Origin of the sequence: Arthrobacter sp. cf158 (assembly GCF_900106835.1) — a bacterium.
Classification (GTDB): domain Bacteria; phylum Actinomycetota; class Actinomycetes; order Actinomycetales; family Micrococcaceae; genus Arthrobacter.
Genome location: NZ_FNNR01000001.1, coordinates 423,583 through 436,141, shown reverse-complemented (window position 1 = coordinate 436,141; position 12,559 = coordinate 423,583). Strand labels below are relative to the sequence as shown.

Annotated in this window: 10 protein-coding genes and 1 tRNA gene; 2 read left to right on the top strand and 9 right to left on the bottom strand. The window is 63.9% G+C overall.

Annotation, left to right across the window (positions count from 1 at the left end):
- Positions 1 to 41: 41 nt before the first annotated feature.
- The 6 genes from BLW08_RS02035 to BLW08_RS02010 form a co-directional block, all read right to left on the bottom strand.
- Positions 42 to 2,774, bottom strand: a complete 2,733-nt coding sequence (locus tag BLW08_RS02035) for a helix-turn-helix transcriptional regulator (protein ID WP_254779621.1) — start codon at positions 2,772 to 2,774, stop codon at positions 42 to 44.
- Between the two features lie 141 nt (positions 2,775 to 2,915).
- Positions 2,916 to 3,500 carry an aminoacyl-tRNA hydrolase gene (gene pth, locus BLW08_RS02030; protein WP_091323071.1) on the bottom strand — a complete coding sequence of 195 codons (585 nt, stop codon included), beginning with the start codon at positions 3,498 to 3,500 and terminating at the stop codon, positions 2,916 to 2,918.
- Between the two features lie 121 nt (positions 3,501 to 3,621).
- On the bottom strand, positions 3,622 to 4,191 hold the full coding sequence (locus tag BLW08_RS02025) for a 50S ribosomal protein L25/general stress protein Ctc (protein WP_090819715.1): 570 nt from the start codon (positions 4,189 to 4,191) through the stop codon (positions 3,622 to 3,624).
- 316 nt (positions 4,192 to 4,507) lie between these two features.
- Positions 4,508 to 5,488: a ribose-phosphate diphosphokinase gene (locus BLW08_RS02020; protein WP_011774071.1), complete on the bottom strand. Its 981-nt coding sequence runs from the start codon at positions 5,486 to 5,488 to the stop codon at positions 4,508 to 4,510.
- Between the two features lie 2 nt (positions 5,489 to 5,490).
- Positions 5,491 to 6,984, bottom strand: coding sequence for a bifunctional UDP-N-acetylglucosamine diphosphorylase/glucosamine-1-phosphate N-acetyltransferase GlmU (gene glmU, locus BLW08_RS02015; RefSeq protein ID WP_091323069.1), 1,494 nt, complete (start codon positions 6,982 to 6,984; stop codon positions 5,491 to 5,493).
- A 120-nt stretch (positions 6,985 to 7,104) separates the two neighbouring features.
- Positions 7,105 to 7,176 (bottom strand) — tRNA-Gln (locus BLW08_RS02010).
- Between the two features lie 277 nt (positions 7,177 to 7,453).
- Between BLW08_RS02010 and BLW08_RS02005 the strand changes: the two genes are divergently transcribed.
- Positions 7,454 to 8,053, top strand: coding sequence for a TetR/AcrR family transcriptional regulator (locus BLW08_RS02005; RefSeq protein ID WP_091323307.1), 600 nt, complete (start codon positions 7,454 to 7,456; stop codon positions 8,051 to 8,053).
- A 200-nt stretch (positions 8,054 to 8,253) separates the two neighbouring features.
- A complete protein-coding gene (locus tag BLW08_RS02000; protein ID WP_091323067.1) occupies positions 8,254 to 8,670 on the top strand; it encodes a VOC family protein in 417 nt (138 codons plus the stop codon).
- A 145-nt stretch (positions 8,671 to 8,815) separates the two neighbouring features.
- On the opposite strand, the gene BLW08_RS01995 is transcribed toward BLW08_RS02000, so the two are convergent.
- The 3 genes from BLW08_RS01995 to rsmA are packed head-to-tail and all read right to left on the bottom strand — an operon-like array spanning position 8,816 to position 12,551.
- Entirely contained in the window at positions 8,816 to 10,645 is a 1,830-nt protein-coding gene (locus BLW08_RS01995; RefSeq protein WP_091323066.1) for an ABC-F family ATP-binding cassette domain-containing protein, read from the bottom strand.
- A gap of 35 nt (positions 10,646 to 10,680) precedes the next feature.
- Positions 10,681 to 11,673 (bottom strand): 4-(cytidine 5'-diphospho)-2-C-methyl-D-erythritol kinase, encoded by a 993-nt coding sequence (locus BLW08_RS01990; protein ID WP_090819727.1) that lies wholly within the window; start codon positions 11,671 to 11,673, stop codon positions 10,681 to 10,683.
- The gene (gene rsmA, locus BLW08_RS01985; protein ID WP_091323064.1) at positions 11,670 to 12,551 is read right to left on the bottom strand and encodes a 16S rRNA (adenine(1518)-N(6)/adenine(1519)-N(6))-dimethyltransferase RsmA; all 882 of its coding nucleotides are present in this window, start codon (positions 12,549 to 12,551) and stop codon (positions 11,670 to 11,672) included. Before rsmA ends, BLW08_RS01990 begins: the two co-directional genes overlap by 4 nt.
- Positions 12,552 to 12,559: the final 8 nt, after the last annotated feature.

Here is a 12,559-nt window from a genome sequence, read left to right as displayed (position 1 = left end):
GGGCAACCCGAACCAGATTTACGGATATCGTGCTCCTTGCCTCATAGGAGCCCATTGAGCTCGCCTCGAGACGAAACACCGAGCTTGGTGAACACTTGGTACAAATGGCCTTCGACGGTTCGCACAGACACCCCAATATCCATCGCGATTTCACGGTTGCTGACACCCTTTCCAGCGAGCTTAGCAATTTGGCGTTCCCGTTCAGTCAATACCGGCGCGTCGCTGCGTGGTTGGATCGGCAATGTCGAGACGGAATGCTCCAGCCGCTCGAGCCTCAGTTGGGCCGTCCGGGCCGCAGTTGTCTCTCCGGCGTCCCGGGCGTAGTCCAGTGCCATGGCCACACACCTGGCCTCAACAACCAGCAGATCCAGGGATGCTGCGGCGTCCGCGGCAGCCAGCAACGACTTGGAACTGCGGTTGCGTGCGCCGCGGGCCAAGTCACCTGAGATCTGGGCCAGGGGCCCTTGGCGGCGGCTTGCGATGTCTTCCAGGAGGCGGTATTCCTCATCGGTACCTTCCACGGTGGCTCCGAAGAGGCAGATGCCCGCTGTGGTGAACCGCTGATTTTCGATGTCGTTGGTTACCCGCGCCAGGAGCCGCTGCTTCACATCGGGATCGCCCATCCAGCGTCCTGCCATTTCCGCGCAGAACTCCGCGACGGATTCGGAGAAGTACGTTCCCACTCCCCGGCAGGTCCTGTACAGGTCCAGGTACCGGCCGGCTTCCACCGAATTGCCCAGTTGAGCGTAGGCAAAGGCCGTGGCCGCATAGGCCACTTTGTTCATGTTCATGGCGGGCCGGAGCTCAAGTTGGGCCACGGCGGAGCGGAGGGGTTCAATGGCGCTGGCCGGTTTTCCCGCGTACGCGTAGGCCAGGCCAATGCCCAGTTCAGTCAGTGCACCCCGGTACTGAAGGCGTGAGGACCTGGACGGTGCCCGACGCATCAGTTCGATGCACTGCCTCCACTGTCCGGACAACAACAGCACCTGGAACGTGTGCCTGGCGAAGGCTTCCTCCAACGGCGCCGGGCTGGCGGCTTCCCCCAAATGCCGGGACACGGTCCTGGCAAGCTCCTGCGCCTCAAGCTCCCGGCCCAGGATGCACCGGGCCTCCACCAGGAACAGGGCTGACCGGAGCCAATGCTCGCGATCCCCGGCAGGGTCCTTGGCCACTTCCTCTTCCAAGGCCCCCACCACCGAGGCGTACTCGCCCATGTAGGTGTTGTACTCGTACCCGCACAGCTGGAGCCGGTTGCGTGCCTTGGCCAGCTTCTCAGCCGGGTGGGCATCGGCCATGGCGTCGAGCCTCTCCAGGGCATCGGAGACAACCCCCGGAACCATGCCGGCACGGCCATCGATCCATGTCATGGCCTGGCATTTTGCGGCCGTGATCTCTGCGAACTCCAGCGGGTCCAGGGTGGCAAGGTGGGCTTCGGACACCTCATCCAGCGCCTGTGCGGCATGCAGGGGCAGGTCCAGCATCAGGTACGCGGCAGCTTTCAACCGCTGCCCGGGCACCCACTCAGACTCATTGGGGTCCAAGGACTGTGTGCATTGGATGGCGAAGTTGGGATCGTAATCATCCAGCGCCGCACGTCCGGCCGCGAGTGCATGGGCAGGGGACGGCATGGGCTCGTCTTCGGAAGCGTGCATCCAGGTCGCATAGCTCAACAGGTCCTGCGACGCCATGCCATGGAGTTCGGGCTCTTTGGGCCCGTGGAGCATCAGGCGCAGTTCCCGCATCCGGCGTGTACTCAGCCATCCCCGGACGACTTCGCCAACGTAGGGGTCGCGAAGGGACACGCAGTGATCACCGGCCCGCTCCACCGTGAGCAGGCCGGATTCCTCCATCTCCACCAGGACTTCAGTCCCGAAAATGGCCGCCAGATCCGTCAGTGGTGCGCGCTGCGCACAGGCCAGGATTTCGACGACGGTCCTGCTGGCCTGTGTTTCGCGCGCCAGCCTGGAACGGACAAAGTCCTCCACCACCGTGGCGCCTTCAAGTTTAATCCGGTCACGAAGCGTCCACACGGAGTCGTTCAGGACCAGGTTGCCCGTGTGGCGCTGCTCCTCGAGGAGGGCGTGCAGGAGCATGGGGTTGCCGCCCACGGCGGAGTGCAGTGAACCAACCAGCGTGGAGGAAACATAGTGCCCCAGGACGGATCCAAGGACCTGCTTGGTCTGTTCCTCGCTCAACGTGTTGAGGTGGACTTCACCCAGTTGACCCTCAATCACCAGCCGGTGGAAGTCGGCCGGGAGGTCGCTGGCGCGCTGGACCGTTGCCACCACTTTGGCAGTGCCCGTCGCCATGAGGTTCAAGAGGACACCCGTGCTCATGGGATCCATTCCGCCCGCGTTGTCCACAATGAATACGGTGTCCCGGCCCGCGGCCTCTGTCCGGATCAGGCTGGTGACCGCATGAAGGATGCCGGTGGGAGAACTGACAGCCTCGGATGGCAACCTCGCCAGGAGGAAGCCGAGGCAACCGTAAGGGGTCTGCCCGTTCGCCACGGTGTTCCGCAACTGAAGGCTGTGCACCTTGGGGCCGAGTGAGGAGACGACGGCGCGCGCCAGGCCTGACTTACCAATTCCCCGTTGGCCGGTAAGGACCACGCCATAGGATTCGGGTACTTCAAGAAACTTGCCTGCCTTGGACAAATCGTGGCTGCGGGCCAGCAGTGACCACGTTTGGCGGTCTGTTGGTCCGCCCACAAGATCAGGAGCCGCAGCCCTCGCTGCGCCTCCACCGCTCTTGTTTAGCAACTCCGCCGACATCTGCATCCTTCGCTACACATCCGCGACAGTCCCCCACCGCTTACCTGCGTACCATGCACACTACCTTTGGGCGCCGACAGTTTGTAGGCCTTGGACTCATCCTGAGGGTCAGGCTTTGATCAGTCTTTCCTCAAGATTTGCTCAAGTTTTAGCGGGGTGGTGCTTCTGCTGGGCAGCCAACAGGCCCTGGGCCATGAGCAACTCCACAGCATCTGCCGCTTCATCCAGGAGGAACGGCAGTTCCTTCTTTTCGGCAGCAGCGAAATCGCGGAGTACGAAGTCCGCGGTTTCCATGCGACCCGGCGGCCGCCCCACCCCCACCCGCACACGCAGGTAGTCCTTGGTGGCGAGTGCCTTGGAGATGTCCCTGAGGCCGTTGTGCCCACCCTCGCCGCCACCAAGTTTTAGCTTGACTGTGTTAAAAGGGATGTCGATCTCATCATGGACGGCGATCACGTGATCCGGCGCAATGTCGAAGAAATTGCACAGGCCTGCTACAGGTCCCCCGGATACATTCATATAGGTCATGGGCTTGGCCAGCACCACGCGGGGTCCACCGACGCCCAGCCGGCCTTCCACCACCTGGGCACGCGCCTTGTGGACCTTGAATTTTCCGCCCATGCGGGAGGCCAGCTCGTCCAGCACCATGTGGCCCACGTTGTGCCGGTTGTTGCTGTACTCATTGCCGGGGTTGCCGAGGCCAACAATCAGCCAAGTGTCAGTCATGGTCTCATCCTAGGGAGGCTTCGTTAATCAGCGGGGACTCTGGACAAAGGTCAAAAAGAAAGTGGCCGGGACCCTTAGGGACCCGGCCACTCCAAGGCAAGAGCCTCAAGCAGTCAAAAGACTACTCGGCGGCCGGTGCTTCTTCTTCAGCTTCGGTAGCAGCTTCAGCGATGCGGACCACCAGGGTGTCGCCTTCGGTGAGCAAGGTGGAACCCTTCGGCAGAACCAGGTCTGCAGCATGGATGCTCTCTCCGGCCTTGAGGCCTTCGATGCTGACCTCGACGGCGGTGGGAACGTGGGTTGCCTCGGCTTCGAGGGAAACCGTGGTGGCTTCGAGGCTGGCGACAGCACCCGGAGCAACTTCACCGGAAACGTGGATGGAGATATCGACGGTAACCTTCTCGCCGGCCTTCACGGTCTGGAGGTCAACGTGCTCGATGATCTGCTTTACGGGATCGCGCTGGATGTCCTTGACCAGCGTCAGGTGCTGCTCGCCGTCGACGTCGATTGCGAGGAGGGCGTTGGAAACGCGCACTGCCAGCGTGGTGGCGCGGCCCGGCAGGTTGATGTGGATGGGCTCTGCGCCGTGGCCGTAGATGACAGCCGGGATCTGGCCGGCCATGCGTGCACGGCGGGCGAAACCCTTGCCGAATTCGGTGCGCAGTTCTGCGGTGAGCTTCTGCTCAGACATGTGTACTCCTTGATTACTGTGGCGCCCGGTGAAGTCCGGGCTGGTCTATCAGCAAGGGCGGAGGTCTGGAGACCTTCTACGCCCGGCTGAGATCGGCCGCCGAGCAGCCGTTCCGCCTGTGTTGAAGGAGATGCAGACCCAGTCGATAACGGAGACCCGCAACCCTGGTCCACAAAATGCGGACCGGATGTGCTCTCCCTCGCCAAGGTATCCCCACGAGTTTAGCAGCGCTTGGCGCTCTTTCTGAAACGGGCAAAGAAAACGGACCACCCGCACGCCCGGAGGCTGCGGATGGCCCGTCCTGAGTCAGTCAGGCTTATGCCTTGCCGTCGAACAGGCTGGTGACCGAACCGTCGTCGAACACTTCACGGATGGCGCGGGCGATCAGCGGCGCGATCGACAACACCGTCAGCGACGGGAAGCGCTTTTCGGCCGGGATGGGCAGCGTGTTGGTAACAACCACCTCGCGGGCGCCGGAATCGGCCAGTCGCTGGGCTGCGGGATCGGAGAAAACCGCGTGGGTGCAGGCGATGATGACGTCCTTGGCACCGGCGTTCTTCAGCACCTGCACAGCACCGGAGATGGTTCCACCGGTATCGATCATGTCGTCGATCAGTACACAGGTGCGTCCTTCAACCTGGCCAACAACTGTCTTGGAAACGGCCTGGTTGGGAACGGTAAGGTCGCGGCTCTTGTGCACGAACGCGAGCGGGGCACCGCCCAGGCGCTCGGCCCACTGCTCGGCTACCCGGACGCGGCCGGTGTCAGGGGAAACCACGGTGATGTTGTCGGCTTCCACCTTGGTGCGGATGTAGTCAGCCAGCAGCGGGATGGCCATCAGGTGGTCAACAGGTCCGTCGAAGAAGCCCTGGATCTGCGAAGTGTGCAGGTCCACGGACATGATGCGGTCCGCGCCGGCCGTCTTGTAAAGGTCGGCAACCAGGCGGGCGGAGATGGGCTCGCGGCCGCGGCCCTTCTTGTCCTGGCGGGAGTAAGGGTAAAACGGGGAAACAACCGTGATCCTCTTGGCAGAGGCACGCTTGAGGGAGTCGATCATGATCAACTGCTCCATGAGCCAGTTGTTCAGCGGAGCCGGGTGGGCCTGGATGACGAAGGCGTCAGTGCCCCGCACGCTCTCGGCCGAACGAACGTAGATTTCCCCGTTGGCGAAGTCGTAGGCGTCGATGGGCAGGAGCTCGGTCTCCAGCTCCTTCGCGATTTCCTGCGCCAGCTCCGGATGCGCCCTTCCGGCGGCGAGAATTAACTTCTTCTCTCCGTGTGCGGTAATTTCGCTCATGCCTATTTGCCCTCTTCTGTGGTTGCCGGGGATTGTGAGGATGTGGAGGCGGATGCCAGTTCCTGGGCGGCCTCTGCCAGCGTGGCGGATGCAGTACCCGGGCGGTTGGTGATGACCCAACCTTCGGCGTTCCGCTGGGCGGCCAGGCTGAGGGCGAGGGCACCTGCGGGAACATCCTTGCGGATGACGGCCCCGGCACCGCTGTAGGCGCCGTCGCCCACAGTCACGGGTGCTACGAAGACCGTGTTGGAACCAGTCCGGACGCCCGAGCCGATCACCGTGCGGTGCTTCTTCTCGCCGTCGTAATTCGCCGTGATGTTACCGCAACCGATGTTGGTGTCTTCGCCGATTTCGGCGTCGCCGGCGTAGCCCAAGTGGGAGAGTTTGGAACCGCGGCCGATGGTCACGTTCTTGGTCTCGTAGAAGGCGCCGATCTTGCCGGTCTCTCCAAGGACCGTGCCGGGGCGGAGGTAGGTGAAGGGTCCAACGCTGGCCTTGGCACCAATCGTGGAACCGGAGCCGTGCGTGCGGGTCACCTTGGCGCCCTCACCCACCGTGACGTCAGTCAGGGTGGTGTCCGGACCCACGACGGCGTCGCGCGCCACAGTGGTTGCACCGTGCAGTTGGGTGTTGGGCAGCAGGCGGACGTCTTCGTCGAGGGTGACGGTGGAGTCGATCCACGTGGTGGCGGGGTCCACCACGGTGACGCCTGCGCGCATCCAGGATTCGATGATGCGGCGGTTGTGCTCGGCGCCCAGCGCGGAAAGCTGGATGCGGTCGTTGGCACCCTCAACCTGCCAGCGGTCTTCGGTCACGACGGCGGCTACCCGGCCGCCGGCGTCGCGGGCCAACCCGAGGACGTCAGTCAGGTACATCTCACCCTGCGCGTTATCCGTGGTCACCTTCGACAATGCGGTGCGGAGCACGGCGGCGTCGAAGGCATAAATGCCGGAGTTGACCTCGCGGATGCTGCGCTCGGCCTCGCTGGCGTCTTTGTGCTCACGGATGCCCGTAACCGTGCCGTCCTCGGCGCGAAGGATCCGGCCGTATCCCGTGGCGTCGTCCAGGACCGCGGTAAGCACGGTGACGGCGTTGCCCTCAGCCTCATGGGTGGCCACGAGTTCGCCCAGCAATTCGCCGGTCAGGAGGGGCACATCGCCGTAGGTAACAACAACAGTGCCAGTAAGCTCAGCCCCGGCGTCGAGGGCCTTGAGGGCAACCTCAACCGCGCGGCCCGTTCCGGGAACATCGTCCTGGTCAACAATGAGGGCTTCCGGATCTGCAGCGGATACGTGCTCTGCCACCCGGTCACGTTCGTGACGGACAACCAATGCCAGCTTCAGCGGAGTGATGGACCGGGCTGCCAGGAGAGCGTGACCCACCATGGAGCGTCCGCCGATTTCGTGGAGAATCTTGGGGGTCCGGGACTTCATGCGCGTTCCAGCGCCTGCAGCCAAAACGATGACCGCTGCGGGACCGGTGGATTCGGGGCTCACGTACTGGCTCTCCTTGCTCGGTATGTCCCGGGTAACCCGGCTTCGGAATGCTGCCATCCCAATGGACCCAGGCACCGTTCGAGCCATTACAGGTACAGAGAGGAGCGCATTTTCCGACCGTTCCGCCCATAGGATTCGAACCTATACTCCACGGCTCCAAAGGCCGGGGTGCTGCCATTACACCAGAGCGGACCGTGCATGATTCACACCCTCAGACGGCAGGGTCTGACGGTTTCCCGGGTCACCGGGATGCACACACAAGAATCTAGTTTGCCATGACCATCGCGTGCTTCGCGACTTGACCCCCTGGAGCCGCTCCCCCGACGCACCATTGCGCCCGTCCATCACCCGCTCCAGAGGCCACCTGGGGCATGATGGTCAGGTGAGAAAGCGCACTGAATTCCTCCGCACGCCGCCCGCCGTCGAGCCCGTCGAGCATGTTTCCGCAAGCCCGGCGGCCCGTATCAGGATGACCGGACCACAGCGCAAATCCCAGCTCATCGGCATTGGCAGGGCCCTCTTTGCAGCCCGCGGTCTCGACGGCACCACCATCGAGGAAATCGCCGCCAGCGCCGGAGTTTCCAAGCCCGTGATCTACGAGCATTTCGGGTCCAAGGAAGGCCTGTACCGGCAAGTGGTGGAGACCGAATTCAGGATTCTGCTGGATTCGATCACCGAAGCCCTCAGCACCGAAGCCAAGCCCCGGGTGTTGGTTGAACGTGCTGCCCTGGCCCTCCTCGGCTACATCGAGGACCGCACCGACGGATTCCGGATCCTCATGCGGGACGCGCCACCGTCGCAACCCGAAGGCGCCTTCTCCACACTTCTCTCCCACGTCACCGCCCGGGTGGAACACCTGCTCTCCGACGAATTCGCGCGCCGTGGTTTCAGCGCGGCAGATGGCGCCATGTACGCGCAGATGCTCGTCGGCATGGTGGCCATGACCGGCCAATGGTGGCTCGACAGCCGCACGCCGGACAAGAGGGCCGTCGCAGCGCACCTGGTTAACCTGGCGTGGAACGGACTCACCGGGCTTCAGAAGGAGCCGGAGCTCCGCAGCGACGGCTAGCCCAACCCTCTCTCACCTCCCACCCCAAAAAACCCAACCCTCTCTCACCTCCCACCCCAAAAAACCCAACCCTCTCTCACCTCCCACCCCAAAAAACCCAACCCTCTCTCACCTGCGCGAGTGGTCGCTGGGCTGAGGTGCCTCCCGCGTTGTCGTCGTGTCAGCGAACCGGCGTCCCGGACTCTTCGTAGGATGTGAGCATGTCAGCGCCCCAGATCTACATCAGCTTTCCCGGCACAGCACGCGAAGCCCTTGGTTTCTACGCGGAGGTATTTGGCGGGGAACTAGCCCTTCACACTTACCAGGACTTCGGACGCAACGACGGACCGCCTGGGGCCATTGCCCATGGGACACTCAGCGGAGTAGTCACATTGGGTGGATCGGACGCTGCGAACGGAGAAAAGCCCGTAAGAATCGAGGGCGCCATGCTCTCTCTGCTGGGTGCAGCCGAACCCGATGTCCTCCACGAATGGTTCAACAGGCTCGCCGACGGAGGGCGGATCGTGGACCCTCTCGCCCCGAAACCGTGGGGTGCATCAGACGGCCAGGTAGTAGACCGCCACGGCTTGCAGTGGCTCATAGGCTACGAGCCGGCGTCGTCATCACGCAAAAGGTGAGAGAGCGTCCGCCCCAACACGGCGAAAGGTGAGAGAGCGTCCCACCCACCACCGCAAAAGGTGAGAGAGCGTCCGCCCCAACACGGCGAAAGGTGAGAGAGCGTCCCACCCCCCACCGCAAAAGGTGAGAGAGCGTCCGCCCCTCTTACTCGCCGAGGATTTCCGCGGCCTCCAGCCATTCCAGCTCCAGGCCCTCTTTCTCCTCGAGCAGCTCCTGCAGCTTGGCGTTCAGCTCGCCCAGGGCGTCAAAGTCACCGGACTCGGACTTGGCTGCCATTTGGGTGTGGAGTTTTTCTTCCTGCTGGGAGATCTTGCCGAGTTGGCGGTCGATCCTGTTGAGGTCCTTGCGGGCTTCACGTTTTTCGCCCTCGCTGGCGCCCGACGGCACGGCAGCGGACCCGGACCCACTGGCGGAGGTCGGCGCGCCGGATCCCCCACCGACGGCGCCGGAGGCAAGTGCCGCTTCCCGCAGCTCGAGGTACTGGTCCACGCCGCCGGGCAGGCCACGGAGTTTCCCGTCGCCCAGTAATGCCATTTGATTGTCGGTGACGCGTTCCAGCAGGTACCGGTCGTGGCTGACTACCACCAGGGTCCCGGGCCAGCCGTCCAGGACGTCCTCCACCGCGGCCAGGGTGTCGGTGTCGAGGTCGTTGGTGGGTTCGTCCAGCATGAGGACGTTGGGCTCCCCTACCAGCAGCCGCAGGAGCTGGAGGCGGCGCCGCTCACCACCGGACAGGTCTGAAACGGGCGTCCATTGCTTTTCCTTGGTGAATCCGAGCTGCTCCACGAGCTGGCCGGCGGTGAACTCCTTGCCGCCCACGCTGAAGGACCGTTTCTCGCGTTCGATCACCTCGATAACGCGCAGGTCGGAGACCTCGTCCAGCTCCTTGACGTCCTGGGTGAGGACCGCGGTGACCACGGTCTTGCCGCGCTTGACTTTGCCCGAGGTCGGCTGGATTTCGCCGTTAAGCAGTTTCAACAGGGTGGACTTGCCGGCGCCGTTAACGCCCACCAGACCGAGCCGCTCGCCCGGTGCCAGCCGCAGGGTGATGTTGTTGAACAGCTTCTGGCCGCTCTCGCCGCCTTGGAAGTCCAGGGTGACGTTTTCGAGGTCCAGCACGTCCTTGCCCAACCGGGCAGTGGCCATTTTGCTGAGCGCCACGGAGTCGCGGGGATCGGGCACGTCAGCAATGAGGTCGTTGGCGGCTTCAATACGGAATTTCGGCTTGGCAGTGCGGGCGGGCGCGCCGCGTCGTAGCCAGGCAAGTTCCTTTTTGACGAGCTGCTGGCGTTTGCTTTCGACGACGGCGGCCGTGCGGTCACGCTCGGCGCGGGCCAAAACGTAGGCGGCGTATCCGCCGTCGAACATGTCCACCATGGCGTCGTGGACTTCCCAGGTGTAGTTGCAGACTTCGTCCAGGAACCAGCGATCGTGGGTGACCACCAGGAACGCACCCTGGTTGGCACGCCAGCGCGTTTTCAGGTGCCGCGCCAGCCAGGCGACGCCCTCGACGTCGAGGTGGTTGGTGGGTTCGTCCAGCATGATGACGTCGTGGTCTTCGATGAGGAGCTTGGCCAGCGCAACACGGCGTTTCTGGCCACCGGAGAGGGCATGGACGTTGGCGTGCCAGTCCACGTCGCCCACCAGTCCGCCCATAACTTCGCGGATCTTGGGATTGGCAGCCCATTCGTGATCCGCGCGGTCGCCGACGATCGCAGCGCCGACTGTGAGGTCGCCGTCGAGCACGTCCCCTTGATCCAGGTAGCCGACGTTAACGTCTCCGCGTTTGGTGACCCGGCCGGAGTCAGGCGTCGAGCGCGAGGCGAGCAAGCGCATCAGGGTCGACTTGCCGTCGCCATTGCGCCCCACCATGCCGATGCGGTCGCCATCCTCCAAACCGAGGGTGACGCCGTCGAGGACAGTGCGGGTCGCGAACGAAACGGTGAGGTTTTCGCCGCCAAGCAGGTGGGCCAATGGGTACTACTTTCTACTGCTGGAATGCGGAGGTACTAAAGGAGGGTATCTGAGATGATCCGGGCGCCGGGCACCGGGCCATGGACCGCCAGGGCAGTGTGCCCGCGGTGGCCCAGTTCCTCGGCGAGGACGCTGGCGGAGACGGAATCCCTTGCCAACAACGCGATGGTGGGGCCGGACCCGGACACCATCCCGGCCAGGGCGCCGCGCGCTTCGCCCAGGCCGATGGTGTCCCGGAGTTGCGGTGCAAGGGTGATGGAGGCGCGCTGGAGGTCGTTGATCAGGACCCGGCTGAGGGTCTCAGGATCGCCGTTGCGCAGGGCCTGGAGGATGGTGGGATCCACGTCAACTGGTTCAGGAATCTCCAGCCCCTCGGAATCCCTGAGACCGTCCAGGGTGCGGAACACATCCGGCGTGGAGAGGCCGTAGTCCGCGAAGACCAGCACCCAATCCATTTGCGCTTTGGCCAGGGCGGGCGACAACTCGTCCCCCACTCCAAGCCCGACGGCGGTGCCTCCCAGAAGCGAAAACGGAACGTCCGCGCCGAGTTCGGCTGCAAGATGCGCGAGTTCCTCGCGCGACAGGCCGCTGTTCCACAGGGCGTCGCAGGCCAGCAGGGTTGCCGCGGCGTCGGCAGAGCCACCGCCCATGCCACCGGCCACCGGCACGCGCTTGGTGATCTCAAGATGGACGCCCGTGGGTTTCTCCGACAGTTCCGCCATGATGGCCGCAGCTTTGTAGGCAAGGTTGCGCTCGTCCAGGGGAATGTCCACGCCGTCCAAATCCAGCGTGCTGTTGGGGCTGATACTGACCGTGATTCCGTCGCCATCGGTGCTGGTGGCGGCCACTTCCTCGTACAGGGAAACGGCGAGGTAGACGCTGGCCACCGAGTGATAGCCGTCAGGCCGCAACGGGCCCACACTCAGGGAGACGTTGATCTTTCCCGGAGCTTTAACCCGGACAGTCCGGGCATGGAAGCGGTCCCCCACGACCGGGAGGCTGCCTGGCTTGCGGGCGCCCGGGTTCATGCGTCCACAGGGTGGCGGGCTTCGGCGATCTTGACGTACGCGGTGATGTCCAGGACCTCGCCGCGCGCTGTGGGGTCAACGCCGGCGGCTACAAGGCACCGCTCAGCTTCCGCTGCGCTGCCTGCCCAACCGGCCAAAGCAGCGCGGAGGGTTTTCCGTCGCTGCGCGAAGGCAGCGTCAATCACTGCGAAGACCTGTTCGCGGGTGGCGTGCGTCCGCGGCGGATCGTGGCGGGTAAAGGCCACGAGCCCTGAATGAATCTTGGGTGCCGGCCAGAACACGTTCATGCCAATGACACCTGCCTTGCGCATATGCCCGTACCAGGCTGCCTTGACTGACGGAACGCCGTAGATCTTGGACCCGGGTGTTGCGGCGAGCCGGTCGGCAACCTCGTCCTGAACCATCACCAGGCCGTGCTGCAGGCTGGGAAAATGCTGCAGCAGGTGCAGCACCACGGGAACGGCAACGTTGTAGGGCAGGTTGGCCACCAAGGCGGTGGGCGGCACGGGAAGTTCCGTGACCTTCATGGCGTCGGAGAGCACCAGATGGAAATTGTCCTCCGCCTCAGGTCGCCAGGCCCGCACTGTCTCGGGCAACTTGCCGGCCAGCACAGGATCGATCTCCACAGCCACAACGGCCTTGGCGGCGTCCAGCAACCCCAGAGTGAGCGAGCCCAATCCCGGGCCCACCTCCAGCACGGTTTCGCCAGCGTCGATATTGGCTGCGGCCACGATCCTGCGGATCGTGTTGCCGTCGATCACAAAGTTCTGCCCCAGCGTCTTTGTGGGGCGTACACCGATTTCTTCGGCGAGCCGTCGGATGTCTGTGGCGCCCAGCAGGGGCGCGACGGCGGCGGGTTCGGAATTCGGTTCAGTCACCTAGGTAT

What these genes read in the sequence shown, in the direction of transcription:
- BLW08_RS02035 (WP_254779621.1), bottom strand. Translation starts at nt 2,774, where the DNA reads ATGTCGGCGGAGTTGCTAAACAAGAGCGGTGGAGGCGCAGCGAGGGCT.
- pth (WP_091323071.1), bottom strand. Translation starts at nt 3,500, where the DNA reads ATGACTGACACTTGGCTGATTGTTGGCCTCGGCAACCCCGGCAATGAG.
- BLW08_RS02025 (WP_090819715.1), bottom strand. Translation starts at nt 4,191, where the DNA reads ATGTCTGAGCAGAAGCTCACCGCAGAACTGCGCACCGAATTCGGCAAG.
- BLW08_RS02020 (WP_011774071.1), bottom strand. Translation starts at nt 5,488, where the DNA reads ATGAGCGAAATTACCGCACACGGAGAGAAGAAGTTAATTCTCGCCGCC.
- BLW08_RS02005 (WP_091323307.1), top strand. Translation starts at nt 7,454, where the DNA reads ATGACCGGACCACAGCGCAAATCCCAGCTCATCGGCATTGGCAGGGCC.
- BLW08_RS02000 (WP_091323067.1), top strand. Translation starts at nt 8,254, where the DNA reads ATGTCAGCGCCCCAGATCTACATCAGCTTTCCCGGCACAGCACGCGAA.
- BLW08_RS01990 (WP_090819727.1), bottom strand. Translation starts at nt 11,673, where the DNA reads ATGAACCCGGGCGCCCGCAAGCCAGGCAGCCTCCCGGTCGTGGGGGAC.